Raw genomic sequence first — 26,422 nt, forward strand, 5'->3', positions numbered from 1 at the left:
TCACACCGTAGGTATTCCGTTTGCCGCGCAATTTGCCACCACGACTTCTGCGTCGATGGTGCGCAATCCGCGCGGTAGGGAGGGTGAAATCGTGTAAACTGCATCGGCAATCTGATTGCCACCCTCATGTTTCATTTTTGTGCGCACGTGACGTGCAAACCCGTAACCCCGGATCAGCGCGTATTGTGCCGCTGCACATTCGGCATAGTTATCCACATCATCACCCGACCGGGCGCCGGACATGGTCACATGAAATTGCACCAGATCGCCCTCCAGAAGACTGGTCCGCACCCCGTGGTAATCAGGGTCAAACCCGTCTTCTGATCCGCCGGGGATCGGGGCACAGCCCGCCAGCGTCAGAGAGGATATGAGTGCAGCGCGGATCACTCGGCCGCAATCTTCTCGGCCCGGCGGGCCTTGGCATTTGCCGACAGCTCGGCCATCACTTGCGAAGCGCGGGCAATCGGGTTGGTCAGGTAGAAATCCCCCAGCGCATTGCGGAAGTCCGCCTTGCCCAGCGGGCCTTCCTCTTCCAGCTGCCAGGTGTTTTCCGGAACCTGGTCAACCTGCGCAAGATGCGGCACCTCTTTCACCAGGGCCTGGCGCAGCTGTGCCAGCGAGTCATAGGGCAGTTGCGCACCGATTTCGGCGCTCAGCGCCCGCAGGATGGCCCAGTTTTCCTTGGCTTCGCCCGGCGCAAAGCCCGCGCGCATCGCCAGTTGTGGGCGGCCTTCGGTGTTCACAAAGAGACCGTTTTCCTCGGTATAGGCAGCGCCCGGCAGGATCACATCAGCGCGATGCGCACCGCGATCCCCCTGACTGCCCTGGTAGATCACAAAGGCCCCTTCACCGATTTCGACTTCATCGGCGCCAAGGCTGTAGATCACGTCACATTCAGACACGGCATTGCGGCCGCCTTCGGTCACTGCGCCCACATCCATCGCCCCAACGCGGGCGGCGGCGGTGTGCAGCACCAAAAGCTTGGCATTTCCAGCCTCACAGATCTTTTGAACCATAGCCAGAACCGCAGCACCATCTGCCTCCTGCAGGGCGCCCTGCCCCAGGATGACAATCGGGTTCTTGTCCTTGACATGGTCAGAGGTCGAAAGCGCCTGCTCCAAAGCAGCACGGTCTGTGCCGATGTGGTTCACGTCATAGGTCAGGTCGACGTTCTCGCCAATCAGGGACACCTGCGCGCCATTGATCCAGGCCTGACGGATACGGGCATTCAGAACCGGTGCCTCAGTGCGGGGGTCGGTGCCAATCAGCAGGATCGAACCCGCAGCATCGATGTCTTCAATCGCCGCAGTGCCCACATAGGCAGAGCGGTTGGCCGCAGGCAGACGTGCGCCATCGGTACGACATTCTACAATGCCCTCCTGCCCTTCAACCAGTTGCTTCAGCGCAAAAACAGCCTCGGTCGGCGCCAGATCACCAACCAGAGCGCCAAGCTTCTTGGCCCCCTTCATCGCGGTGGCGGCAGCTGTCAGAGCCTCAGGCCAGCTGGCGGGCTTGAGCTTGCCATTGACGCGCACATAGGGGCGATCCAGTCGCTGACGACGCAAGCCATCCCAGACAAAACGGGTCTTGTCGGAGATCCACTCTTCATTCACGCCATCGTTGTTGCGCGGCAGGATCCGCATCACTTCACGGCCCTTGGTATCGACCCGGATGTTGGAGCCAAGCGCATCCATCACGTCGATGGTTTCGGTCTTGGTCAGCTCCCAGGGGCGGGCGCTGAAGGCATAGGGTTTGGAGGTCAGCGCACCAACCGGGCAGAGATCAATGATATTGCCCTGCAGGTTGCTGTCCAAAGTCTCGTTCAGGTAGCTGGTGATTTCAGCATCTTCGCCGCGGCCGGTCTGACCCATCTGGGTAATGCCTGCCACTTCGGAGGTGAAGCGCACGCAGCGGGTGCAGCTAATGCAGCGGGTCATCGCCGTCGACACAAGCGGGCCGAGGTTCAGATCGTCCACTGCGCGTTTGGGTTCGCGGAAACGGGAGAAATCAACGCCATAAGCCATGGCCTGATCCTGCAGATCACATTCGCCGCCCTGATCGCAGATCGGGCAATCCAGCGGGTGGTTGATCAGCATGAATTCCATCACGCCTTCACGGGCCTTTTTGACCATGGGCGAATTGGTCTTAACCACTGGCGCCTGACCTTCGGGACCGGGGCGCAGATCGCGCACCTGCATGGCGCAGGAAGCGGCGGGCTTGGGCGGGCCGCCGACGACCTCGACCAGGCACATGCGGCAGTTGCCGGCAATCGACAGGCGCTCGTGGTAGCAGAAACGCGGGATCTCGACGCCCGCCTCTTCGCAGGCCTGGATCAGGGTCATGGCCCCATCCACCTCTACCTCGGTTCCGTCGATATTGATCTTGCGGAGGTCAGACATGGTCTATTTCGCCCTCAGTAACGCGCCGATCGCGCTGTTTTTCTGTATTTCCGCACGACCAAACGCGCAGAATGTTTCTGGATCGTCATAAGAGACACCGCTCTTGGCGAGCAGTTTTTCGCCCCTTGCCCGCATCCGGGCCTTTTCTGTGTCGGACTCGATATAGGCCCGGATTTCGCTATCGCCGTAGCCCAGCGAATTGGCATGGGAGCGCAGCCGACGCAGCTCTCCGACGCCTTTGAAAAAACGTGCGCCAAGGCTGTCACAGTGATCTGCAACCTCTTTGGCCATGGCCACTGCAAACAGCGGCTCTTCGATTTCGGGCACATCCCGCAACGATGGTTTGGCAGCCGCCCCAACCGGAAAAGCCAGGGTTCCGATCGCAATAAGGGTCGCCATCAGCGAAAATTTCATTTGCGCAGGCATAATTGATCTCTCCTTAGTTAGGGAGAGACCACCAGGCGCAAGAACAGAGGCGTTATTCAATAACACCGCTGCCGACTGGCCAGGATATGCCCAAATTCCGCTCACGAGTCGCATGTCCCCCGCAGCACAGCCTTGTCTCCATCACGCGGCAATGGGACCTCGGGATCGTCCAGATCAACCTCCCAGTCGATCTTGGATGTACCGTAGTTCTTGATGCAGTAGGTCGTGCCGGCATAGCGCATGGCTTCGCGCGCGCCCAAAGGTGAGGCAGCAACGTCAAACACTTCTGCCTCAAAAAAGGCTCGTGTCACCTTTTTTTCAACGACGGAGGCTTTGGTGCGAAAAGCAACACCATCAAATACCGGACGAGAATCCTTATCACCGCAGCCCGCAAGCACTCCGGCTGAAACCAGAGCAACCGTCAGTAATTTGACATTTCCAATCATCATCCGTCCCTTACGTCTTCTTATTCGGCAGCAATGGCACTTTTGCGACCCGTTTTCTGGGCCTTGATACGGTCTTCGATCTCATCTCGGAAGTTGCGGATCAAGCCCTGGATGGGCCAGGCCGCCGCATCGCCAAGCGCGCAGATGGTGTGGCCTTCGACCTGCTTGGTCACATCCCACAGCATATCGATCTCTTCCAAGTCGGCCTCGCCTTTGACCAAACGATCCATCACCCGCATCATCCAGCCAGTGCCTTCGCGGCAAGGCGTACACTGACCGCAGCTTTCGTGTTTGTAGAATTTCGCCAGACGCCAGATCGCCTTGATGATATCGGTCTGCTTGTCCATCACGATGACCGCCGCCGTGCCCAGACCAGAGCCCAGCTCGCCGCGCAGATAGTCAAAATCCATGATCGCATCGCGCATGTTCTCGCCACGTACACAGGGCACCGACGAGCCACCCGGGATTACCGCCAGCAGATTGTCCCAGCCACCACGAATGCCGCCGCAGTGCTTTTCGATCAGCTCCTCAAAGGAGATCGACATGGCTTCTTCAACCACACAGGGGTTGTTGACATGGCCGGAGATCGCAAAAAGTTTTGTGCCCGCATTGTTGGGACGACCAAAGCCCGCAAACCAATCGGCGCCACGGCGCAGGATGGTGGGCACAACGGCGATGCTCTCAACATTGTTCACGGTTGTCGGGCAGCCATAAAGGCCTGCGCCAGCCGGAAAAGGCGGCTTCATCCGGGGCATGCCCTTTTTGCCTTCCAGGCTTTCGATCAATGCGGTTTCTTCACCGCAGATATAAGCCCCGGCCCCGTGGTGCAGGAAGACGTCAAAGTCCCAGCCAGAACCAGCGGCGTTGCGACCCAAAAGGCCCTTGTCGTAGCACTCATCAATGGCCGCCTGCAGCGCCTCGCGCTCGCGGATATATTCGCCGCGCAGATAGATGTAACAGGTGTGGGCCTGCATCGCAAAACTGGCAATCAAGGCGCCCTCAATCAATGTGTGCGGATCATGACGCATAATTTCGCGGTCTTTACAGGTGCCCGGCTCGGATTCATCGGCATTGATCACCAAATACGAAGGACGACCGTCGCTTTCCTTGGGCATAAAGGACCATTTCAGGCCGGTGGGGAAACCCGCGCCACCGCGACCGCGCAGACCGGAGTCCTTCATGGTCTGGATGATCCAGTCGCGGCCCTTGTCGATGAGCCCCGCAGTGCCATCCCAATGGCCGCGCGCCTGGGCACCTTTCAGGGTGCGCTCATGCATACCGTAGAGGTTGGTAAAGATCCGGTCCTGGTCCTTCAGCATGTCTGCCTACCCTTGGTTTTTGTTTTTACTGGCCTGACGCATGCGCCAGAGTTGCATTATGTTGACCAATGCATAGATCAGCCCCGCAAGCGCGGCAAAATCAAACAAAAGCGCGTAGCGGCCAGGAATTCCAATCGCCGGGCCAATAATCATGGTCAGGGCCAACCAAGCCAGCATGGTACCGGCAATCACCAATGAGATGTGCCGCCCCTTTGCTGCGATAGCCCTATCCAGATCTGCGCTCATTCAGGTCCTCAGTTTTACGTCCTGCCCGCCCCTGAACCGGAGCGAGCAAGTCAGTTACTCGTCTTCGTAGCGGCCGTCTTTTTTGGCCTTCTTGGCAAAGTCGGTATCATCCCCAACTGCCAGTTTGGCAGCCTGAGCGATCCAACCGTCACGCTCGATACGGCCTTTGAACTTCAAACGGCTATCGACCCAAGCGACCTCTGCCTCGCCCCATTCGGCGATCTGGTCAAAGTGGAAGAAGCCCAGCTCGTTCAGGGTTTGCTCCAGTTTTGGGCCAACACCTTTCAGGAGTTTCAGATCATCCGGCAGACCACCGCGTGCTTCTTTCAGCGTTTCGGGCGCGACCTCTGCTACCTCTTCTGCGGCAGCTGGCTTTTTCTCAGGCGTAGATTTGGCTTTAACCGCGGGCTTTTTCGCCTCTTCCACCTGTTTGGCAACCGGCTTGGGCGCCTCTGGGGCTTTGGGGGGCTTCGCAGCAGCAGCGCGCCCCGCAACCACACCATCCTTACCAACCCAGGGGGTCAGCAGGGGCACTTCATCGCCCTGGATACGTTTGACGCTATCGCCGATATCTGCTGCCAGCTGCACGCTCGCATTATACTGCGTTTTGCCGCTGTCATATTCGGTCAGCGAGGTCAGGCCCGATTTGGGCTCTGCTGCGTAGCGACCATTTTGCGGGCCCGGCACAACGGGTTTGCCAGCGGCCAGATCATCGAGCATCTGGGCAAAACCCTCGGCGGTGAGATCTTCAAAGTAGTCTTTGCCGATCTGAGCCATCGGGGCATTGGTGCAGGCGCCCAGACATTCCACCTCTTCCCAGGTGAACTTGCCATCCGCTGACAGGGTAAAGGGCTTTTCGGCGATCTTATCCTTGCAGACCGCAATCAGATCCTCGGCACCGCAGATCATGCAGGACAGGGTACCACAGATCTGCACATGCGCCACCGAGCCGGTAGGCTGCATCTGGAACATGAAATAGAAGGATGTGACCTCGAGCACGCGGATATAGGCCATGCCCAGCATATCGGCGATATATTCAATCGCCGGCTTGGAGACCCAGCCCTCTTGTTCCTGGGCGCGCCACAACAGTGGGATCACCGCCGAGGCCTGACGGCCCTCGGGGAATTTGGTCAATTGCGCCTCGGCCCATTTCTGGTTCGCTGGCGTGAAAGCAAAGCTTTCGGGCTGTTCGGAATGAAGGCGACGAAGCATTAGCGGTCAATCTCTCCAAATACGACGTCCATGGTGCCGATGATGGCAGCGACGTCGGCCAGCTGGTGGCCTTTTGCAACGTGGTCCATGGCTTGCAGATGCAGGAAACCCGGCGCGCGGATTTTGCTGCGATAGGGTTTGTTGGACCCATCTGCCACCAGATAGACGCCGAATTCGCCCTTGGGGGCTTCAACGGCGGCATAGACCTCACCGGCGGGCACGTGGAAGCCTTCGGTGTAGAGTTTGAAATGGTGAATGAGGCTCTCCATCGAGGTCTTCATGTCACCGCGTTTGGGCGGGGTCAGCTTGCCACGGGCAAGCACATCACCGGTGGCTTCGCGCAGTTTGGCGGTGGCTTGACGAATGATCGATAGCGACTGGCGCATCTCTTCCATGCGGACCAGATAGCGATCATAGCAATCACCATTCTTGCCAACGGGGATCTGGAAGTCGAACTCGTCATAACATTCATAGGGCTGCGCGCGGCGCAGATCCCAGGCCATGCCGGAGCCACGCACCATCACACCCGAGAACCCCCAATCGAGGATTTCTTGCTCAGTGACGACGCCAATATCACAATTCCGCTGCTTGAAAATGCGGTTCTCGGTCAAGAGCCCATCGATATCCGCCAGCACTTTGGGGAATTCCAGCGCCCAGAGGTCGATATCATCCAGCAGATCGTCCGGGATATCCTGATGCACACCGCCAGGGCGGAAATAGGCCGCGTGCAGACGGGCACCACAGGCGCGCTCATAAAAGCACATCAGCTTTTCGCGTTCCTCAAAGCCCCAGAGCGGCGGCGTCAGCGCGCCCACGTCCATGGCCTGGGTGGTCACGTTCAACAGATGGTTCAGGATCCGGCCGATTTCGGAATACAAAACCCGGATCAAGGAACCACGGCGGGGCACCTCAACGCCGGTCAGTTTTTCGATGGCCAGACACCACGCATGCTCCTGGTTCATTGGCGCCACATAGTCGAGCCGGTCGAAATAGGGCAGGTTCTGCAGATAGGTGCGGCTTTCCATCAGCTTTTCGGTGCCACGATGCAGCAGACCAATGTGCGGATCGCAGCGTTCTACGATCTCGCCGTCCAGCTCTAACACCAAACGCAGCACGCCGTGCGCCGCCGGGTGCTGCGGACCAAAGTTGATGTTGAAATTGCGGATCTTCTGTTCGCCCGTTTGGGCGTCGTCGAATTTGGAGCCGTCCATCATTTTGCCCCCTCTTTTTCATCACCGGGCAGGATGTATTCAGCACCCTCCCAGGGAGACATAAAATCAAACTGGCGGTATTCCTGCACCAGACTTACCGGCTCATAGACAACGCGTTTTTCGGCCTCGTCATAACGCACTTCGGTATAGCCCGTGGTGGGGAAATCCTTGCGCAGCGGGTAGCCGCGAAAGCCATAGTCCGTCAGGATACGGCGCAGATCCGGGTGGCCTGAGAACAGGATGCCGAACATGTCAAAAACTTCGCGCTCAAACCAATTGGCCGAGGGGTGCACGTCGACAATCGAGGGCACCATGTCATCTTCGCGCACCGAGACCCGCAGGCGAACACGCTGATTCCGATACATCGACAGGAAATGATAGACCACGTCAAATCGCTTGCCGCGCTCTGGGTAGTCTACAGCTGTGATATCCACCAGTGAGGAAAACTTGCAGTTGCTGTCGGATTTGAGGAACTCAACCAGACCAGCGATATTGGCCGGGGCCACATCGATGTTCAGCTCATCAAAAGCCACTTCCCAGGACAGGACACAGTCTGGGCGTTTGGCTGCGATCTGAGTACCAAGTTCTTGCAGTGCTTCAGTCATTTTGTCTCTCCAGCCAGATCGCTTAGCGCACCAGGGTGCCGGTACGGCGGATTTTACGCTGCAGCTGCATCAGACCATAAAGCAGGGCCTCAGCAGTGGGCGGGCAGCCCGGCACGTAGATATCTACCGGTACGATGCGGTCACAGCCGCGCACAACCGAATAGCTGTAGTGGTAATAGCCACCACCATTGGCACAAGAGCCCATGGAAATCACGTAGCGCGGCTCGGGCATCTGGTCATAGACCTTGCGCAGCGCCGGGGCCATTTTGTTGGTCAGGGTGCCAGCAACAATCATCACATCGGACTGACGCGGGGAAGCACGCGGAGCAATGCCAAAGCGTTCTGCATCGTAACGCGGCATCGAGGTATGCATCATTTCAACCGCGCAGCAGGCCAGACCAAAGGTCATCCAATGCAGCGACCCCGTGCGGGCCCAGTTGATGATGTCTTCGGTTGAGGTCAGCAGAAAACCTTTGTCCTGCAGCTCGGCATTCAGGGCCTGGGTGGCGACTTCCTTGTCGATCCCTGCGGTATTGGCTCCGGTCATCACTCCCATTCCAGAGCTCCCTTTTTCCACTCATAGGCAAAACCGATGGTTAGAACGCCCAGGAACACCATCATCGACCAGAATCCAGTATCGCTCATATCCTTAAAGCCAACGGCCCAGGGAAACAGGAAGGCAATTTCCAGATCAAAAATGATGAAAAGAATCGACACCAGATAAAACCGCACATCGAATTTCATACGCGCGTCATCAAAGGCGTTGAAACCGCATTCATAGGCGCTGACTTTTTCCGGGTCGGGATTGCGTACGGCGAGCACAACTGCCGCCAAAATAAGAACAATTCCTAGGCCGACCGCGACGACCAGAAACACCAAGATCGGGAGGTATTCCCGCAACATCTCTTCCACGAGTGGCTCCTTTCCGAGCGCGCGGATTCTCGCGCGCCGTCAATTGGCGTGTTGACTTGCGCATGTGTCTACTCGTGCGCCCCCCCATCGTCAACCAAACCAATGATGAAGAAAGAGGCTTTCTGCACAAGTCGCGACCCTGCGGCATCACTTCGCGCTATTTGGGGCAGCAGGAGTTAATTTCTTATTATTTCCATAAGGAAAGGCGCCGTGATTTTTCACGGCGCCCGGTAAAACGAACATTCAAAATATTGGTTAACACTTGCCCTTCTCGGCCCTGCCCCAGAAAACAAACGGCCAGTCTCAGCCTGACCTTTGTCATCGGGTTTGACCCTGGCTTAGGCCTGCCAGTGTGGCTTGCGCTTGTCAAAGAAAGCACCGATGCCCTCAGAGGCCTCCTCGCCTTCCCAACGGCTCACCAGGGCGCGAATGGTCATATCGATGGTCTCATCGTCCAGTCGCGGGCCCAGGTCGCGGGTGAGTTTTTTTGCCGCAGCCACTGCCCCAGGAGCGCAGGCCATATAGGGGGCAACCTCTGCCTCGACTGCTGCGGCCAGGTCCGCAGCCGGAACCGCCTTGGCCAAAAGCCCCAGCTCCACGGCCTCAGCAGCCCCAAACAGACGTGCCGACATAAAGACCCGGCGCGCGCGCGATTCTCCCATGCGGGCCACCACATAGGGTCCGATGGTGGCCGGGATCAAACCCAGCTTGGTCTCGGTGAGGCCCATTTTCAAATGATCGACGCCAATGGCCACATCACAGACCGAGGCCATGCCAACACCGCCGCCAAAGGCATTGCCCTGAATAGCGCCGATCAGCGGTTTTGGCAGGGTATTCAGCAGTTGCAGCATTTCTGCCAGCACACGGGCTTCAGCACCGCGGGTCGCCGCATCGGCCTGCATCTGCTGTTGCATCCAGCCCAGATCACCGCCGGCGCAAAAGCTTTTGCCCGCCCCTGTCAGCACCACAACCCGCACTGTGTCATCCGCTGCCAGCTGCTCTGTCGCGGCTTTCAGCTCCAGCAGCATCTCGCCAGACATGGCATTGTGCTTTTCCGGCCGGTTCAGCGTCAGCGTCGCCACGCCGCGCGCATCCCGTTCGATCAATACTGTCTTATACATCCTCTGCCTCTCTTCCCTCTTGGCCCTGTGTTTCCACAGGCCCTGTCTTTAACCGGCGCTGCGCATGGACTGCGCCATTTCAGCTGCCTCAATCAGGACATCCCGGTTCAAACCCGTCTCATAGCCAAGCTTGATCAGATGGTCGTGAACCGCCTCAGTGGCGACATTGCCAGCAGCACCCGGCGCATAGGGGCAGCCGCCCAAACCACCAACCGCCGCATCAAACACCCGAACACCCTGCGACAGCGAGGCCTCGATATTGTCCAAGGCCCGGCCCGCCGTATCGTGATAATGGCCGGCCAAATGCGAAACCGGCACCCGTTTCGTTACGGCAGTCAGCATTTTGCTGATCGTTTCCGGTGTGCCCTGCCCGATGGTATCGCCCAGTGAAACCTCATAGCAGCCCAGGAGATGCAGGGTTTCGGCCACCAGGGCCACCTGCTCGGGATCCGTTGGCCCGTCAAAGGGGCAGTCCGTGACGCAGGAGACATAGCCCCGCACCGGCAGTTTGAGGGCAGCAGCGGCCTGCAGGATGGGTTTGAACCGCTCGATGCTCTCACTGATGGAGGCATTGATATTGGCGCGGGAAAACCCCTCCGAGGCAGAAGCAAAAACCGCAATCTCATCGGCGCGCGCTTCAACCGCATCCGTGTAGCCGCGCATATTTGGCGTCAGAGCCGCATAGGAAACCCCGGGCGCACGCCGAATGCCCGCCAGCACCTCGGCGCTGCCGGCCATTTGTGGCACCCATTTGGGCGAGACAAAGCTGGCGACCTCGATCCGGCGAAAGCCGGCCTGTGACAAACGATCCACCAGGGCGATTTTTTCTGCCACGGGGATCGCCCGCTTTTCGTTCTGCAGCCCATCACGCGGCCCCATCTCAAAGATCTCGACAGACTGTCGCATGGCGGATCCCTTCCTCTTCATCTTTCCAGAAATATTCAAAAAGCCCGGCCCGCAGCCCGCGCCTCAGTCCTCTTCGAGGCGCACCAATGCTGCCCCCGCCTCGACCTGGTCGCCACCCGAAGCAAGTACCTCGGCAACAACACCGTCGCGCGCCGCCAGCAAAGAATGCTCCATTTTCATCGCTTCCAGAATGGCAAGACGGTCGCCCTCTTTCACCGCATCACCTGCCTTGGCAAAGACGGCTTTCACCAGTCCTGGCATCGGCGCCTCAATCAGGTTGAGGTCGCCGCCCGCAGAGGCATCGCGGTCCAGCGGGTCAACCAGCGTAAAGCCAAGACCATAGCCATCATAGACGGTGATATCCCCGGCGGCCTGCGAAACAGCAGGCAGGCTATGCCCGCCCAGGTCCCAGGTTCCCCCCCTGCGGTTGGCAACCACCTGGTCTTCGCCAATTGTCCAGAGTTGCCGATCCGAGTCAGAAATTTCAACGCTGGCGTCAAAGACGTCATCCTGATGCATCAGAGTGACCGAGCGATGCAGATCCGCCCAAAGGGTAAAGCCGGTGTCCCAATCTGTCTGGATCAGATCCAGCGCCTGCATGGCAGCCGCAACCCGGTGATGCGGCATGACCACAGGCGCCGCCACCAGGGCATCCAGATCACGGGCGATGAGGCCGGTGTCAACCTCCCCAGCTGCAAAACCTTCATGCGCAGCCAAGGCACCGAGGAAGGCCAGGTTGGTCACGGTGCCGCCGACTTCGGTCGCCGCAAGCGCCTGCGACAGACGTGACAGGGCAATTTCACGGGTGGGCCCATGCACAATCACCTTGGAGATCATCGGATCATACCAGGGGCTGATGGTATCCCCGGCCCGCACACCGCTATCGGCACGGCAGCTGGCGGGGAATTTCAGATGGGTCAGGGTGCCGGTTGCGGGCAAGAATCCCTTTGGCACATCCTCGGCATAGAGCCGCGCCTCAAAGGCATGGCCATTGATCGACAGCTCACTTTGCTGGGCTGGCAGGCTCTCGCCTGCGGCGACGCGCAGCTGCCATTCCACCAGATCGACACCGGTGATCAGCTCCGACACCGGATGCTCCACCTGCAGGCGGGTGTTCATTTCCATGAACCAAAAGCCATCGGCGCGCAGCCCGTTGGACCCGTCGACAATGAATTCCACTGTGCCGGCGCCTTTGTAGCCAATGGCCTCAGCGGCGCGCACGCCGGCCTCGCCCATGGCAGCGCGCATTTCATTGGTCATGCCCGGAGCCGGCGCTTCCTCGATCACTTTTTGGTGGCGGCGCTGCAGCGAGCAGTCGCGTTCAAACAGATGCACCGCATGGGTGCCATCGCCAAAGACTTGGATTTCAATATGGCGCGGCTGCTGGATGTATTTCTCGATCAGCACATCGGCATTGCCAAAAGACGTGGTGGCCTCGCCCTGAGCGCTGGCCAGGGCCTCGGCAAACTCACCCCCTGCCTCGACCAGACGCATGCCCTTGCCGCCGCCGCCGGCAACGGCCTTGATCAACACAGGGTAGCCGATCTTATCGGCCTCGCCCTTAAGGAAATCTGCGTCCTGATTGGCGCCGTGGTAGCCCGGCACAACTGGCACGCCAGCCTCTTCCATCAGGACTTTAGCGGCATCTTTCAGACCCATCTTGCGGATCGCATCCGCTGAGGGGCCAATGAAGGCCAGACCTGCGGCCTCAACAGCCTCCACGAAGTCGGGATTTTCCGACAGAAAGCCGTAGCCCGGGTGGATCGCCTTGGCGCCAGAGGATTTGGCAATGGCGATGATCTCATCGCCCAAGAGGTAGCTGTCAGCCGGAGCTGGGCCGTGGCCGATGAGAAAAGCCTCGTCCGCCATGGCCACATGCTTTGCAGCGCTGTCGGCTGAGGAATAGACGGCAACGGTTTTTACGCCCAGAGAGGCCGCAGTTTCCATAACCCGGCAGGCAATTTCGCCACGGTTGGCAATCAGAATTTTATCAAACATGGGGTTTTGTCCTTTGTTTGGAACGTCGGACCGGGGGCTCTGCCCCCGGACCCCCGGAATATTTTGGGAAAGATGATTGGACCCGGATTACATCCGGAAAACACCAAAGCGGGTTTCATCGATTTCTGCATTTAGGGCGGCGCTCAGCGACAGGGCCAGCACATCGCGGCTTTTGCGGGGATCGATGATGCCATCGTCCCAGAGACGCGCCGAAGCATAAAGCGGGTGGCTTTGTTCTTCGAACATGTCGATGGTGGGCTGTTTGAACTGGGCTTCCTGTTCTGCCGACCAGCTGCCGCCCTGACGCTCAATCGCGTCGCGTTTCACTGTGGCCAGCACGCCTGCCGCCTGCTCACCCCCCATCACCGAGATGCGGGAATTGGGCCAGCTCCACAGGAAACGCGGCTGATAGGCGCGCCCTGCCATACCGTAGTTGCCAGCGCCAAAGGAGCCACCGACCAGCATGGTGATCTTGGGCACATTGGTGGAGGCCACGGCTGTCACCATCTTGGCGCCGTGACGGGCGATGCCTTCGTTTTCATATTTGCGCCCCACCATGAAGCCGGTGATGTTTTGCAAGAAAACCAGCGGGATTTTACGCTGCGAGCAGAGCTCGACAAAATGAGCGCCTTTCTGCGCCGCCTCCGAGAACAACACGCCGTTGTTGGCGATGATGCCCACAGGGCAGCCTTTGACATGGGCAAAGCCCGTCACCAGGGTTTCACCGTAGCGCGGCTTGAACTCGTCAAAACGCGAGCCATCCACCAGACGGGCGATCACTTCGCGGATGTCATAGGGGGTGCGCAGATCGCCGGGCACCACGCCAAGGATCTCTTGCGGGTCATAGGCGGGTTCTTCCGGGCTGGCCCAGTTTACCGTTTGTGGCTTGCTGATGTTGAGCGATTGCACCGCGCGGCGGGCCAGCGCCAGGGCATGGGCGTCATCCTCGGCCAGGTAATCCGCCACGCCAGAAAGGCGCGTATGCACATCGCCGCCGCCAAGATCCTCGGCCGAGACCACCTCGCCAGTGGCGGCTTTGACCAGCGGTGGGCCCGCCAGGAAAATGGTGCCTTGCTCTTTTACAATAATTGTCACGTCGGACATGGCGGGCACATAGGCCCCGCCAGCAGTGCAGGAGCCCATGACCACGGCAATCTGCGGAATGCCCTTGGCGGACATACGGGCCTGGTTGTAGAAGATCCGGCCAAAGTGGTCGCGATCCGGGAAAACCTCGTCCTGTTGCGGCAGGTTGGCGCCGCCAGAGTCCACCAGATAGATGCAAGGCAGGTGGTTTTCCTCGGCGATCTCCTGGGCGCGCAGGTGCTTTTTCACCGTCATCGGGAAATAGGTGCCGCCCTTAACGGTGGCGTCATTGCAGACCACCATGACCTCTTGGCCGTGCACGCGACCAATGCCTGCAATCACACCGGCGGCCGGGGCCGCGTTATCGTACATGTTATAGGCTGCCGTGGCGCCAATCTCGAGGAAGGGAGAACCGGGATCCAGCAGGTTTGCCACCCGACGGCGCGGCAGCATCTTGCCGCGACTCTCGTGGCGGGCGCGGGATTTGTCACCGCCGCCCAGACGCGCGGCCTCAGCCACCTCGGAAATCTGCGCCAGAGCTTCTTGATGGGTCGCCTGATTGGCTTTGAAGCCTTCGGAAGAGGGCATCGCCTTTGATTTGAGTTTCATACCTACATCCTTATTTGTTTACGCGGGCGCGGCTGCTGATCTCAACCACCCGGAATTTCTGCCATACTAATAGCGCATCTTGATATCTGCAGATCACCTCTGGAGGCAAAGTTTCTATGGCCATCTCAGAGCACTCAGGCTTCTCTATGAGCATGGGAAAAAGCCCTGGTCTTCCGGGAAAGTGATTTTGGCTTTCGGCCGCCTCTGGGTGCTCTGAGCGAATTCGAAAACTGTCCTCTTCCAGCCAAAGTGTCACCTCCGACAGGCAGGCACCCTCTCCTGTGTTACCTATACTGAGGCTGCAAAGTGTCCTTGCTGTGGAGACACAGCGCATACTCATCGGGACCTGCATCGCAACATCAGGAATGAGGTCCGAACAGGTCGAGAGAAACGCTGGAGTGTCAAACGGGATTCCATCGGTCTGCTCCGCCTCTCCCCTGATCGGGGACAGACCTACGGCGATCAAAGCCAAGCCAATCTTTAGTGCCTGTCTCACCGATTGCCCTCCTCAATGGCCCGAGCTTTCAGATCCTTGCGAATGACCTTGCCGGTGACTGTCATCGGAAGGGCCTCCAGGAATTCCACCTCTCGGGGGTAGGAGTAATGCGCCAGCCTGTCTTTGACATAGGTCTGTAGCGCTTTGGCAGTAACCTCGGCCTTGGGTTTCAACACCACATAGGCCTTGACGATCTCGGTGCGCATCTCGTCTGGCTTACCGACAACGCCAACCGTCGCCACGCTGGGGTGGGTCATCAGGCAGTCTTCGATCTCGGCGGGGCCGATGCGATAGCCCGCCGAAGTAATCACGTCATCCTCGCGGCCGACAAAACGAAGGAAGTCGCCCTCCCAGATACCGCGGTCGCCGGTGACCAGCCAGTCGCCGCAGAATTTGGCAGCAGTCTCTTCGGGACGGTTCCAATATTCCAGCATCATCGAGGCCGAGCCGCGTCGCACCGCAACATCGCCCTCTGCGCTGGTGGGATTGCCCTCGGCGTCAATCACCGCCAACTCATGGCCTGGTACCGGCTTGCCGATACATCCCGGTTGCGGCGGGTAATCCCCTCCGCAAGATGAAGCCACCATATTGCATTCTGTCTGGCCGTAGAACTCGTTGATGGTCACGCCAAAATGCGCCTGGCCCCAAGCGAGCATCTCCGCGCCCAGGGGCTCTCCGCCAGAGGCAACCGAGCGCAGACCGTCGAGCCCCTGCCCCGCCGCTTTCAACATGCGCAGGGCTGTGGGGGGAAAGAACACATTGCGCACACCGCTGCGCTCTACCAGATCGGCGCAGGCCTCGGGGGTGAACTTATCCAGTCGCGCCGCCACAACCGGCACGCCCAGCGCCAATCCCGGCATAAGCACGTCAAACAGCCCGCCAATCCACGCCCAGTCGGCAGGGGTCCACAGGCAGTCCCCCGGCTGACCCAGATGATCATGGCTGATGGCCACGCCGGGCAAATGCCCCGTCAGCACCCGATGCGCATGCAGCGCCCCCTTGGGGCTGCCAGTGGTGCCAGAGGTATAGATCAAGACCGCTGGCGTCTCGGCTGCGGTATCTGCAAATGCTACGGGTTCACCTTCAAGGCTCACCTGATCCACCAAGACCTCCTCGGCGAGATCCCCCAGCAGGTCTACGCCTTCGGGATCGGTCAGCACCAAGCAGACCCCTGCATCGCCTGCCCGCGAGGCCAGGGCGTCGCGTTTGAACAGCTTGAACAGCGGAACAGAGATAGCGCCCAGCTTCCAGATGGCCAAATGCGCAGCGGCACACCATGGCGATTGGCTCAGCAAGACGCCCACCCGGTCGCCAGCTTTGATACGGGTCATCAGATAGCGCGCCAGCCCATCGACCATCACCGCCAGCTCGCCATGGGTGATGTCACGCCGCACCGGACCCATCAGATCAATAATCGCCAACCTGTCTGCAGCATGTGCCATGGCCTGTTGCGCCATGTTGATCCGCGCAGGCAGGCGCCATTCGCCACGGGATGTCAGGCCGGGGACTTGAACTATTTCAGCCATTGAAACTATTCCCAAATTGCATAGCCGCTATGATGCTTTTCTCTGATTTTCCAAGCGGTAAGCTCACGCTCTTTTGATCCAGATCAGTGAGTGTTGGTGTTTTTGGGCGCAGATAGAGCGGGCAAATACAAGAAAAGGGATTCCCCCCATGAAACGCTCCGCTTCTCTCCTGGCCCTGGCAACAGCTTGTTCTGTTCTGGCCGTTCCCGCCTTTGCGCAATCGCAGGGCGACTGGACCTTTGGTGCTGGTATTATCAACGTCAACCCCAAGTCCGATAACGGCACTTTGGCGGGCGGCGCGACCACTCTGACCGACGACACGCAGATTTCTTTGACTGTTGAATACTTCATCCGTGACAACATCGGTATCGAACTGCTGGCTGCCACCCCGTTCGAGCATGATATCAACATTGCCGGTGTTGGTGGTGCAACCGCCAAGCAGCTGCCGCCCACCCTGTCGATCAACTACCACTTCCCCACCAAGGGCAAAATCAAACCCTTCGTTGGTGCCGGTATCAACTACACCACCTTCTTTGAGGAAGCGACTGCGCTGGGTAATCTGGAATTGAAAGACAGCTGGGGTTTTGCGCTGCAGGCCGGTGCTGATTGGCAGGTTTCCGACAATGGCGCCCTGCGTTTCAACGTCCGCTACATGGACATCGATTCCAAAGCCTACCTTGATGGCGGCTACATCGGCACTGCCGAAATCGATCCGGTCACCATTGGTGTCAGCTACGTCCACAGGTTCTGATCCTTTGATCTGACATCTACAGGTGGGCCCAATGGGGCCTACCAACCCGCCTTACAAACCCCCACCTGGCCTCCCTCGGACAGGTGGGGGTTTCTCGTTGGTTTACATGGTGCCCATCAGCTCGCGGCCGATCAGCATGCGGCGGATTTCCGAAGTGCCGGCGCCAATTTCCATCAGCTTGGCATCGCGGAAGATCCGGCCCACCGGGTTGTCGGACAGATAGCCCGCGCCGCCCAGCGCCTGAACCGCCTGATGCGCCTGCACCATGGCCTGCTCGGAAGCATAAAGACAGCAGGCTGCCGCATCCTGACGGGTAACGGTTCCCTTGTCGCAGGCCTTGGCCACCTCGTAGATATAGGCCCGGGCCGAGTTCATCGCGGTATACATATCGGCAATCTTGCCCTGCATCAGTTGGAAATTGCCAATGGGCTGACCAAACTGCTTACGCTCTGCCAGATAGGGCATCATCTCATCCATACAGGCGGCCATGATCCCGGTGCCGATCCCGGCCAGAACAACGCGCTCATAATCAAGACCAGACATCAGAACCTTGACGCCCCGGCCCTCTTCGCCCAGCACGTTTTCAAAAGGGACTTCACAATCTTCAAAGATCAGCTCAGCAGTGTTGGAGCCGCGCATGCCCAGCTTGTCGAAATGCGGCGATGTGGAGAAGCCTTTGAAGTCCTTCTCAATGATAAAGGCGGTAATACCCTTGGAGCCCGCATCCGGATCGGTTTTGGCGTAGACCACCAGAGTGTCGGCATCAGGACCATTGGTGATCCAGTATTTATTGCCGTTCAGACGATAGTGGTCATTGCGCTTTTCCGCCCGCAGCGACATCGACACAACATCGGAACCGGCGCCTGCTTCGGACATTGCCAGCGCGCCAACATTCTGGCCGGACACCAGTCCGGGCAGATATTTCTTTTTCTGCTCGTCGCTGGCGTTCAGCTTGATCTGATTGACGCAGAGATTGGAATGGGCGCCATAAGACAGCGACACGGAGGCAGAGGCCCGCGCCACTTCTTCAACGGCAACCGTATGGGCCAGATAGGACATGCCGGCACCGCCAAACTCTTCCGGAACTGTGATGCCCAGCAGGCCGAGCTCACCCATTTCCGACCACAGTTCTGGTGGGAATTCGTTTTTCTGGTCGATCTCCTGCGCCATCGGTTTGACGCGATCCTGCGCCCAGCGATGCACCATGTCACGCAGTGCATTTACCTCATCCCCAAGATCGAATTGCATGCTTGCATTGAACATTGCCCGCTCCCTTTATCAAGCTATCCGTCACGTTATCTGAACACTTGTTCATTTATTAGCCGAAGATCTCGATTCGGGTCAATCCCCTGCACTGCCCCCGGTGAACCACAATCAAACGGATCAAAATATTATCATTCCAAAACAATGCAGTGCCCTGACATTAGTTTGAGAATTCCATCAAAATAAAAAGGGCCTCCAGTTTGGAAGCCCCGGTCACCCTGTGATTTGGCAAGAAATACTTCAGCCCGCCTGATAGACCGCGCCCACCTCGGAGCGAATGATCCGCGCGATCTGGGCGCAGTCCTCCAGGCTGAAGGTCAGGGGCACCCGCATATCGACAATTGCCGCCAAGATACGATCGCTTTGGGGCAAGTTTTGCGGCTCTGCGTAGCGCCAGCTGTCATAGCGGGAGGTAAAGCCCGCAGGTTCTGCACCGCCAAACCATTTGAGCTCGACTCCGCGTTTCGCGCAGCGCGCGATCACCTCGGCGACAGACTCAGGGCTCCACTCAAGCAGCAAAAACTGGATCGACGATCCGACATAGGTCTCCGCCTCTGGGCGCTGCACAACCGTCAGGCCCGGCGTATCGCGTAGCCCGGCTTCGATTTTCTGGTAGCGCTCATTCCAGCGCCCGACCTGCCGGCCCAGATCGCGCAGCTGCGGACGCAGGATGGCGGCGCGCAGGTTGTCCATACGGCCGGAAATATTGGGCGTCTCAAACTTCACCCTCTCAAAGACCTCAGGGGCCGGCGCGGCCAGATGCCTCTCATAGAGCATATAAGACCCCGAGAGCATGATGGCACGAGCGGCAATCTCTGCGTCATCGGTGATCAGCAGACCACCCTCGCCTGAGTTCACATGTTTATAGGTCTGGCAGGAATAACAGCCCGCAGCCCCCATCCGCCCCGAGGCGATACCGTTCCAGGCCGCCCCCATGGTATGGGCGCAGTCTTCGATCACGGTAATGCCCGCGCCGTCGCAGATCTGCATCAAGCGGTCCATGTCACACAGATGCCCCCGCATATGGCTGAGCATCAGCACCGAGGCCTGATCTGCTTTGGAGGCCAGATCCTCCAGATCGATGGTCAATTCTTCGGTGACATCAACAAAGACCGGTGAGGCCCCAACCGCGGCAATAGATCCTGGCACCGGCGCCAGGGTGAAGGCATTGGTCAGCACCTTGTCGCCGTGCTTGACCCCCACCGCACGCAGCGCCGTGGCCATGGCATAGCCCCCCGAGGCCACCGCAAGGCAGTATTTTGCCCCGATCTGTGCGGCAAACTCCTGCTCCAAAAGCGCCGCCTCGCCCAGCTCGCCATCAATGACGTTGTAGCGGTGTAGGCGCCCGTGGCGCATGACATTCATAGCGGCCTCGATGGCCGCCTCGGAAAGTGCTTCTTGCTGGGTGAAGCTGCCTGTGAATTTCTCGCTCATAGGACGTTTGTGAGCCGCCACCGGGCAGCGGTCAAGGGGGAAGAGCTCAGGCAACCGCCCCCCAAACTACTCCAGCCCATCCACCAGCTGGCGGGTCAACCAATCAGACGGGTGACGAGGGCTGGCAGATCCTCATAACGATCCAACAGCGCCTCGGGTTTGAGCGCCGCCATATTACCCCCGGCAGGACCAAAGGTGACCAGCACCGAGGGCACCCCAGCATTGGCAGAGGTATTGCGATCCGTGTCACTGTCGCCAATCAAAATCGTCTTTTCAGGATCTCCTCCGGCCCGGCGCGCCGCTTCAAACAGCGGTTCGGGGTCGGGTTTTCGCACCGGCAGGGTATCCGCCCCCACCAGAGAGGCAAAGGCATCCCGCACCCCCAAGGATCGCATCAATTGCTCGGCCAAGGCCTCGGGCTTGTTGGTGCAGATGCCAACACTGTAACCCGCCACTTTCAGCGCCTCGACCGCATCCATGGCGCCGGGATAGAGAAAGGTGTGATGATCAATGGCATCGCGGTAGGCCTCCAGCAGCACCGGGTAATAGTCCTCAACCTTCTGCGCCTCAAAGACGCCGGCCCGCTTCAGTCCCGCAGTCAGCATCATCTTGCCACCACGCAGTGCCGTGGCCGCATCGCCAGGCTGGGTTAGGATATCGCCCAGCCCCATTTGGCGAAAACAGGCATTGGCCGCAGCCAAAAGATCGCCTGATGTATCCGCCAGTGTTCCATCCAGATCAAAGATAACTGTTCGCATATTGCCCCCTTCGGCGTCTTTTCGCCGCCCTTTATTGCAAGCCGCAACCAGTTTTGATGGCGGATTGGCTTGCACCACTGCCAATTGCGGATAAAACGAAGGCGAAAAAAGTCAAAGAGAAAAAATTCATTATGAGTATAGCCCTTGTCGTCCTTGCCGCTGGCAAAGGCACCCGTATGAACTCTGACATCCCCAAGGTTCTGCACCCGATTGCTCAGGGCTCTATGCTGGAGCACGCCTTGATTGCGGGCCGTGCTTTGGATCCCGAACGGGTCGTCGTGGTCGCCGGCCATGAGGCTGAAGCCGTGCGCGCCGCAGTCGCCAAGATCGATGAGAGTGCCGAGGTGGTCCTGCAGGAAGAACAGCTGGGCACGGCGCATGCGGTTGATCAAGCCCGCGAGGCGTTGCAGGGTTTTAGCGGCGATGTTGTGGTGCTTTACGGTGATACGCCCTTTGTCAGTGCAGAGACGCTGGAACGCATGGTGGCCGCACGTAGCTCTGCCGATCTGGTGGTGTTGGGCTTTCATACCGCTGACCCCGCACGCTATGGCCGCCTGGTGATGCAGGGCGACAGCCTGGAGCGCATTGTCGAGTTCAAAGACGCTTCCGAGGAAGAACGCGCCTTGGATTTCTGCAATTCCGGCCTGATGGCCTGTGATGCGGGTCTGATGTTTGATCTGCTCTCCAAGATCGGCAATGACAACGCCTCTGGCGAATATTACCTCACCGATCTGGTGGAACTGGCCCGGGCAGCAGGAAACACCGTCACGGCCGTCGCCTGCGATGAAAGCGAAACCCTGGGCGTGAACTCGCGCGCGGATCTCGCTGCCGCAGACGCGGTATTCCAACGCAAAGCCCGCGCTGATCTTCTGGAGCTGGGCGTTACCCTGATGGCACCAGAGACGGTTTACCTGGCCTTTGACACTGTGATTGGTCGCGACACGGTTGTTGAACCCAATGTGGTCTTTGGCCCCGGTGTCACCGTGGAAAGCGGTGCTTTGATCCGGGCCTTTTCGCACCTTGAGGGCTGTCATGTCAGCCGCGGTGCCAAGGTCGGCCCCTATGCCCGCCTGCGTCCCGGTGCAGAGCTGGCAGAAGACACCCATGTCGGCAATTTCGTCGAGATCAAAAACGCCGAGATCGCCGAAGGCGCCAAGGTCAACCATCTGAGCTATATCGGCGATGCCTCGGTGGGCAAAGCCACTAATATTGGCGCTGGCACCATCACCTGCAACTACGATGGGGTGATGAAACACCGCACCAAGATTGGGGCCCGCAGTTTTATTGGGTCCAATACCCTGCTGGTGGCGCCTGTGACTCTGGGCCATGAAACCATGACCGCATCGGGCACTGTGGTGACCAAAGATGTCAATCATGGTGATCTGGCCATTTCCCGCACCCGGCAGGAAAATAAAGATGGATACGCCGAAAAACTCATGGACATGCTGCGCGCCAAAAAGGCCCGGCTGACAAAAGGATCTGAGTAATGTGTGGTATTGTTGGCGTTCTGGGCAAGCATGAAGTAGCGCCCACTCTGGTCGAAGCTCTGAAACGGCTGGAATATCGTGGCTATGACAGTGCCGGTATTGCCACCGTGAACAACGGTACCTTGGCGCGGCGGCGCGCTTTGGGCAAGCTGGTCAATCTCAGCGATCTTTTGGTACATGATCCGCTGCCGGGTAAATCCGGCATCGGCCATACCCGCTGGGCCACGCATGGGGTGCCTTCGGTCAGCAATGCCCACCCCCACCAGGCGGGCGCGGTTGCTGTCGTGCACAACGGCATCATCGAAAACTACCGCGATCTGCGCGCCGAACTGGCCGAATATGGCATCGATTTTCAAACCGAGACCGATACCGAAACCATTGCTCTGCTGACCCAACGCTACCTGAGCGAGGGGCTGTCCCCGGTGGAAGCCGCCGACAAGACACTCGACCGGCTGGAAGGCGCCTTTGCGTTGGCCTTTCTGTTTGACGGCGAAGAAGATCTGCTGATCGCCGCCCGCAAGGGCTCGCCACTGGCAGTGGGCCACGGTGACGGTGAGATGTTTGTCGGCAGCGATGCCATTGCTCTGGCACCGCTAACCGATCGTGTCACCTATCTGGAAGAGGGCGACCGGGTCTATCTGACACGCAGCACCATGGAGATCCGTGACATCCAGGGCGCACTGGCCAATCGGGCGATGAAGACCATCCAGATTGACGTCTCGCAGGTCGATAAGGCGGGCCACAAACACTATATGGCCAAAGAAATCGCCGAGCAGCCCACGGTGATTGCCGAAGCCATCCGTCATTATCTTCCAGTGGGTGAGGATGCGGTGCATCTGCCCGGCGAAAGCATCGATTTCTCCCAGATTGAGCGTCTGACCATGGTGGCCTGCGGCACCGCCTTTTACGCCTGCCTCACCGCCAAATACTGGTTTGAACAGATCGCCCGCATCCCGGTTGAGGTCGATATCGCCTCCGAGTTCCGCTACCGCGAACCGCCCATTCCGGGCAAAACCGCAGCGCTGTTTGTGTCCCAGTCCGGCGAAACCGCCGATACCCTGGCGGCGCTGCGCTACTGTGAGGGCAAGGCCGACAAGATCCTCTCGGTGGTCAATGTGCCCGAAAGCTCTATCGCGCGGGAAAGCGATCTGGCCTTGCCAATTCACGCTGGTGTTGAGATCGGTGTGGCCTCGACCAAGGCCTTTACCTGCCAGCTCAGCGTGCTGTTGATGCTGGCGCTCAAGGCGGCAACGGACCGGGGTGAAATCTCGCAGGAAGACCTGCAAGCGCATATCTCCGCCCTGCGCGGTCTGCCCAATGTGCTGGCCGCAGGGTTGGAGCAGAACGACAAGATCCGCCAGGCGGCACAAAAGCTGAGCGAAGCCCGCGACGTTTTGTTCCTGGGCCGTGGCTTGATGTTCCCACTGGCACTGGAAGGCGCGCTCAAACTGAAGGAAATCAGCTATATTCATGCCGAAGCCTATGCCTCGGGTGAGCTGAAGCACGGCCCCATCGCGCTGATCGACAAGCAGATGCCGGTGGTGGTCATGGCGCCAAAGGACGGGCTTTTTGACAAATCGGTCTCTAATATGCAGGAGGTCATGGCGCGCAAGGGCAAGGTGCTGTTGATCTCGGATGAGGCAGGTCTTATGGAGGGCGGCGACGGCACCTGGGAAACCATCCAGATGCCACAGGTACACGATAGCCTGACGCCCATCCTTTATGCGCTGCCAGCCCAGATGCTGGCCTATCACACGGCGGTGGCCAAAGGCACCGATGTGGATCAGCCGCGCAATCTAGCCAAATCCGTTACGGTGGAGTAACCTGATGACCCTTGAAGATGCCCTGAACGAGTTGAACGCTGCCTTTGAGCCCGGCCGGGCCGAACAGATGGTGAGCTACCACAAGCAAAAACGCATCGTTCTGGGCATCCCAAATACTGCAATCAACGACATCACCAAGGGCTGGCGCCAGGCGCTGACAATTGAGGAGCGCGTCACTCTGGCGGATGAGCTGTGGAAATCGGATGTCTTTGAAGCCCGCATCGCCGCCGCCAAGCTACTGACCCAGGCGCGCATCAAGGACGACGCGGCGGTCTGGAATTTGCTGCAAAGCTGGCTGCCGGATTTTGACAGCTGGGCGATTGCCGATCACGCCTGCATGGCGATGCAGAAACGACTGGTGGCAGATCCCTCGCGCTTAGATGAGGTTGAGGCCTGGACCTCAGTGGAGCACATGTGGACCCGGCGCGCGGCGCTTGTGGCCTGCCTGCCCTGGGCCAAGCTGAACAATCTCAAACCCGAAGATCAGGCGCGGCGCGACCGGATTTTGGCCTGGGCTGCCTCTTATGTGCCGGATCGCAACTGGTTCCTGCAAAAAGCCATCGCCTGGTGGGTCCGTGATCTCAGCAAGCATGACGCCACAGCCAGCCGCGATTTTCTGGTAGAGCATGGCGCTGGGATGAAGCCCTTTGCCCGCAAAGAAGCGGCGAAATATCTGAAAGAGCCAATCGAATACCCAGACCTGGTGACGGCTGCGCAAGACACCGCCGAAGAACCAGAGGTGGAAACATCCGGCGGCGAAGAGGACGCGACACAGAGCAGCTGAACTTAGCCTGCTGGCAGTACCTCGACCTCAACCAGTTCGGTCAGCGGCGCGCCCAGGGCGCGCATGGCGCTGATCGACAACCGCCCACCGGAACCACCCCCGGTTGCGGGCTTCAGCGTCACGGTGACTTCCTTGCCATTTGCACTGCGCAACCGAGCGATCTGCTCTGTGGTGACCAATGAGGTCTCCATCCACAGTCCCGGGATCACTGGGTCGCCCAAAGAGGCCACCGTCTGCGCACGTCCCTGAAACCGCGCCGTGGTGGAGCTTCCGGCTGTGCTGGGCGCCAGTGCACTTGAGCTGACAGCAGCCGGATCCTGCACAATGGCTCCCTCTTGCAGCGACTCATCGCTTGGAATGGCCGAGAGCGGCGCGCCGGGATCACTTTGTGGTGCCTGCACAGCCCCACCAGACGCCCCGCCTAGAATATCGGAATTCCATTGCAACGTATTGCAACCACTCAAAAACACTACGGGTGCCAAGGCAAAAATCATCTGTTTCATAGGGCAAGCCTAGCCATGACGCACAGCTATTGCCAGCCTCAAAACGCAGTCTATCCTTGCCCTGAGCGGAGCTGCGCCTTAGCTATGAACCTATGAATGCTCCATTGATTGATCCCTTCGCTCGCGCCATCACCTATCTGCGCGTTTCGGTCACCGACAGGTGCGATTTCCGCTGCGTTTACTGCATGTCGGAAAACATGACCTTTCTGCCCAAGAAAGAGCTGCTGACCCTGGAGGAACTGGATGTCCTGTGTTCCAGCTTTATCAAGCTGGGGGTACAGAAGCTGCGCATAACCGGTGGTGAACCTCTGGTGCGCCGCGGTATCATGACCTTCTTTGAGAGCATGACCCGGCATCTGGACAGCGGCGCCCTGAAGGAGCTGACCCTGACCACCAATGGCTCGCAGCTGGAGAAATACGCCGAGGCGCTCTTTGCTGCGGGTGTGCGCCGGGTGAATATCTCCCTCGATACGCTGGACGAACAGAAATTTGCCGATGTCACCCGTTGGGGCCGCCTGCCCCAGGTTCTACGCGGCATTGATGCGGCGCAAAAAGCCGGGCTGCGGGTCAAAATCAACGCCGTGGCGCTGAAAGGTTTCAACGAGGCCGAGCTGCCCGCCATCACCCGCTGGTGCGCCGAACGGGATCTGGATCTCACCTGGATCGAAGTGATGCCCATGGGCGAAGACATGGGTGATGAAAACCGCATCGGTCAGTTCTGGTCGCTCAACGATGTGCGTGCTGAGTATGAAAACCACTATACCGTCACCGACTTGGCGGAACGGTCAGGCGGACCAGCCCGCTATGTGCGGCTGGAAGAGACCGGCCAGAAGATCGGCTTCATTACGCCACTCAGCCATAATTTCTGTGAAAGCTGCAACCGGGTGCGTGTCACCTGCACCGGCGAAATCTATACCTGCCTGGGCCAGGAAGGCTCTGCCGATCTGCGCGCGCCCCTGCGCGCCAGCCAAGAGGGTACCGAGGTGCTGGAACAGGCCATTCGCGCCGCCATCGGTGACAAGCCCAAAGGCCATGATTTTGATTACTCCCGACAAGAGGTCGGCGGCACCATGTCACGCCATATGAGCCACACCGGCGGTTAAG

26 protein-coding genes are annotated in these 26,422 nt (G+C 59.0%); 5 read left to right on the forward strand and 21 right to left on the reverse strand.

What is annotated here, in order from left to right; translation table 11 throughout:
* The 17 genes from ED661_RS16720 to ED661_RS16800 form a co-directional block, all read right to left on the reverse strand.
* A complete protein-coding gene (locus tag ED661_RS16720) occupies positions 1-387 on the reverse strand; it encodes a hypothetical protein (RefSeq protein WP_122075211.1) in 387 nt (128 codons plus the stop codon).
* Positions 384-2,399, reverse strand: a complete 2,016-nt coding sequence (nuoG, locus tag ED661_RS16725; protein ID WP_122075213.1) for an NADH-quinone oxidoreductase subunit NuoG — start codon at positions 2,397-2,399, stop codon at positions 384-386. Before nuoG ends, ED661_RS16720 begins: the two co-directional genes overlap by 4 nt.
* Before the next feature lie 3 nt (positions 2,400-2,402).
* Positions 2,403-2,798, reverse strand: coding sequence for a DUF5333 domain-containing protein (locus ED661_RS16730; protein WP_122075492.1), 396 nt, complete (start codon positions 2,796-2,798; stop codon positions 2,403-2,405).
* A 128-nt stretch (positions 2,799-2,926) separates the two neighbouring features.
* Positions 2,927-3,274, reverse strand: a complete 348-nt coding sequence (locus ED661_RS16735; RefSeq protein WP_254054869.1) for a hypothetical protein — start codon at positions 3,272-3,274, stop codon at positions 2,927-2,929.
* Between the two features lie 17 nt (positions 3,275-3,291).
* The gene (gene nuoF, locus ED661_RS16740; protein WP_122075215.1) at positions 3,292-4,590 is read right to left on the reverse strand and encodes an NADH-quinone oxidoreductase subunit NuoF; all 1,299 of its coding nucleotides are present in this window, start codon (positions 4,588-4,590) and stop codon (positions 3,292-3,294) included.
* Positions 4,591-4,596: 6 nt separating this feature from the next.
* Entirely contained in the window at positions 4,597-4,836 is a 240-nt protein-coding gene (locus tag ED661_RS16745; RefSeq protein ID WP_122075217.1) for a DUF5337 domain-containing protein, read from the reverse strand.
* Positions 4,837-4,890: 54 nt separating this feature from the next.
* Entirely contained in the window at positions 4,891-6,048 is a 1,158-nt protein-coding gene (locus ED661_RS16750; RefSeq protein ID WP_122075218.1) for an NADH-quinone oxidoreductase subunit E, read from the reverse strand.
* The gene (locus ED661_RS16755) at positions 6,048-7,259 is read right to left on the reverse strand and encodes an NADH-quinone oxidoreductase subunit D (protein WP_174214194.1); all 1,212 of its coding nucleotides are present in this window, start codon (positions 7,257-7,259) and stop codon (positions 6,048-6,050) included. Before ED661_RS16755 ends, ED661_RS16750 begins: the two co-directional genes overlap by 1 nt.
* Positions 7,259-7,864, reverse strand: coding sequence for an NADH-quinone oxidoreductase subunit C (locus ED661_RS16760; protein WP_122075222.1), 606 nt, complete (start codon positions 7,862-7,864; stop codon positions 7,259-7,261). Before ED661_RS16760 ends, ED661_RS16755 begins: the two co-directional genes overlap by 1 nt.
* Positions 7,865-7,886: 22 nt before the next feature.
* Positions 7,887-8,420 carry an NADH-quinone oxidoreductase subunit B family protein gene (locus ED661_RS16765; RefSeq protein ID WP_027239745.1) on the reverse strand — a complete coding sequence of 178 codons (534 nt, stop codon included), beginning with the start codon at positions 8,418-8,420 and terminating at the stop codon, positions 7,887-7,889.
* The gene (locus tag ED661_RS16770; protein ID WP_009808934.1) at positions 8,411-8,776 is read right to left on the reverse strand and encodes an NADH-quinone oxidoreductase subunit A; all 366 of its coding nucleotides are present in this window, start codon (positions 8,774-8,776) and stop codon (positions 8,411-8,413) included. Before ED661_RS16770 ends, ED661_RS16765 begins: the two co-directional genes overlap by 10 nt.
* A gap of 338 nt (positions 8,777-9,114) precedes the next feature.
* Complete coding sequence (locus ED661_RS16775) at positions 9,115-9,897, reverse strand: crotonase/enoyl-CoA hydratase family protein (RefSeq protein WP_122075224.1); 783 nt, start codon at positions 9,895-9,897, stop codon at positions 9,115-9,117.
* A gap of 48 nt (positions 9,898-9,945) precedes the next feature.
* Positions 9,946-10,803 carry a hydroxymethylglutaryl-CoA lyase gene (locus tag ED661_RS16780; protein ID WP_122075226.1) on the reverse strand — a complete coding sequence of 286 codons (858 nt, stop codon included), beginning with the start codon at positions 10,801-10,803 and terminating at the stop codon, positions 9,946-9,948.
* A 63-nt stretch (positions 10,804-10,866) separates the two neighbouring features.
* On the reverse strand, positions 10,867-12,801 hold the full coding sequence (locus ED661_RS16785) for an acetyl/propionyl/methylcrotonyl-CoA carboxylase subunit alpha (protein WP_122075228.1): 1,935 nt from the start codon (positions 12,799-12,801) through the stop codon (positions 10,867-10,869).
* An 87-nt stretch (positions 12,802-12,888) separates the two neighbouring features.
* Positions 12,889-14,493, reverse strand: coding sequence for a carboxyl transferase domain-containing protein (locus tag ED661_RS16790; protein ID WP_122075230.1), 1,605 nt, complete (start codon positions 14,491-14,493; stop codon positions 12,889-12,891).
* 10 nt (positions 14,494-14,503) lie between these two features.
* Positions 14,504-14,989, reverse strand: a complete 486-nt coding sequence (locus ED661_RS16795; protein ID WP_122075232.1) for a hypothetical protein — start codon at positions 14,987-14,989, stop codon at positions 14,504-14,506.
* The gene (locus ED661_RS16800) at positions 14,986-16,515 is read right to left on the reverse strand and encodes an AMP-binding protein (protein ID WP_122075234.1); all 1,530 of its coding nucleotides are present in this window, start codon (positions 16,513-16,515) and stop codon (positions 14,986-14,988) included. The genes ED661_RS16795 and ED661_RS16800 overlap by 4 nt, the downstream gene beginning before the upstream one ends.
* Before the next feature lie 148 nt (positions 16,516-16,663).
* On the opposite strand from ED661_RS16800, the gene ED661_RS16805 reads away from it, so the two are divergent.
* Positions 16,664-17,266, forward strand: coding sequence for an OmpW family protein (locus ED661_RS16805; protein ID WP_122075236.1), 603 nt, complete (start codon positions 16,664-16,666; stop codon positions 17,264-17,266).
* A 102-nt stretch (positions 17,267-17,368) separates the two neighbouring features.
* On the opposite strand, the gene ED661_RS16810 is transcribed toward ED661_RS16805, so the two are convergent.
* The 3 genes from ED661_RS16810 to ED661_RS16820 form a co-directional block, all read right to left on the reverse strand.
* Positions 17,369-18,529, reverse strand: coding sequence for an isovaleryl-CoA dehydrogenase (locus ED661_RS16810; protein WP_122075238.1), 1,161 nt, complete (start codon positions 18,527-18,529; stop codon positions 17,369-17,371).
* Between the two features lie 240 nt (positions 18,530-18,769).
* Positions 18,770-19,963: a DegT/DnrJ/EryC1/StrS aminotransferase family protein gene (locus tag ED661_RS16815; RefSeq protein WP_122075240.1), complete on the reverse strand. Its 1,194-nt coding sequence runs from the start codon at positions 19,961-19,963 to the stop codon at positions 18,770-18,772.
* Positions 19,964-20,058: 95 nt separating this feature from the next.
* On the reverse strand, positions 20,059-20,721 hold the full coding sequence (locus ED661_RS16820) for an HAD-IA family hydrolase (protein ID WP_122075242.1): 663 nt from the start codon (positions 20,719-20,721) through the stop codon (positions 20,059-20,061).
* A gap of 131 nt (positions 20,722-20,852) precedes the next feature.
* On the opposite strand from ED661_RS16820, the gene glmU reads away from it, so the two are divergent.
* From glmU to ED661_RS16835, 3 genes are read left to right on the forward strand one after another with little or no spacing between them, the layout of a single operon-like run.
* A complete protein-coding gene (glmU, locus tag ED661_RS16825; protein ID WP_122075496.1) occupies positions 20,853-22,208 on the forward strand; it encodes a bifunctional UDP-N-acetylglucosamine diphosphorylase/glucosamine-1-phosphate N-acetyltransferase GlmU in 1,356 nt (451 codons plus the stop codon).
* Positions 22,208-24,031 (forward strand): glutamine--fructose-6-phosphate transaminase (isomerizing), encoded by a 1,824-nt coding sequence (gene glmS / locus ED661_RS16830; RefSeq protein ID WP_122075244.1) that lies wholly within the window; start codon positions 22,208-22,210, stop codon positions 24,029-24,031. The genes glmU and glmS overlap by 1 nt, the downstream gene beginning before the upstream one ends.
* Before the next feature lie 4 nt (positions 24,032-24,035).
* Complete coding sequence (locus ED661_RS16835; RefSeq protein ID WP_122075246.1) at positions 24,036-24,815, forward strand: DNA alkylation repair protein; 780 nt, start codon at positions 24,036-24,038, stop codon at positions 24,813-24,815.
* Positions 24,816-24,817: 2 nt separating this feature from the next.
* Here ED661_RS16835 and ED661_RS16840 read toward each other — a convergent pair whose 3' ends face one another.
* Entirely contained in the window at positions 24,818-25,318 is a 501-nt protein-coding gene (locus tag ED661_RS16840; protein WP_122075248.1) for a hypothetical protein, read from the reverse strand.
* Positions 25,319-25,410: 92 nt separating this feature from the next.
* Here ED661_RS16840 and moaA point away from each other — a divergent pair, with 92 nt between their 5' ends.
* Positions 25,411-26,421, forward strand: coding sequence for a GTP 3',8-cyclase MoaA (moaA, locus tag ED661_RS16845; RefSeq protein WP_122075250.1), 1,011 nt, complete (start codon positions 25,411-25,413; stop codon positions 26,419-26,421).
* Position 26,422: the final 1 nt, after the last annotated feature.

Origin of the sequence: Pseudophaeobacter sp. EL27 (genome assembly GCF_900313025.1) — a bacterium.
GTDB lineage: Bacteria > Pseudomonadota > Alphaproteobacteria > Rhodobacterales > Rhodobacteraceae > Pseudophaeobacter.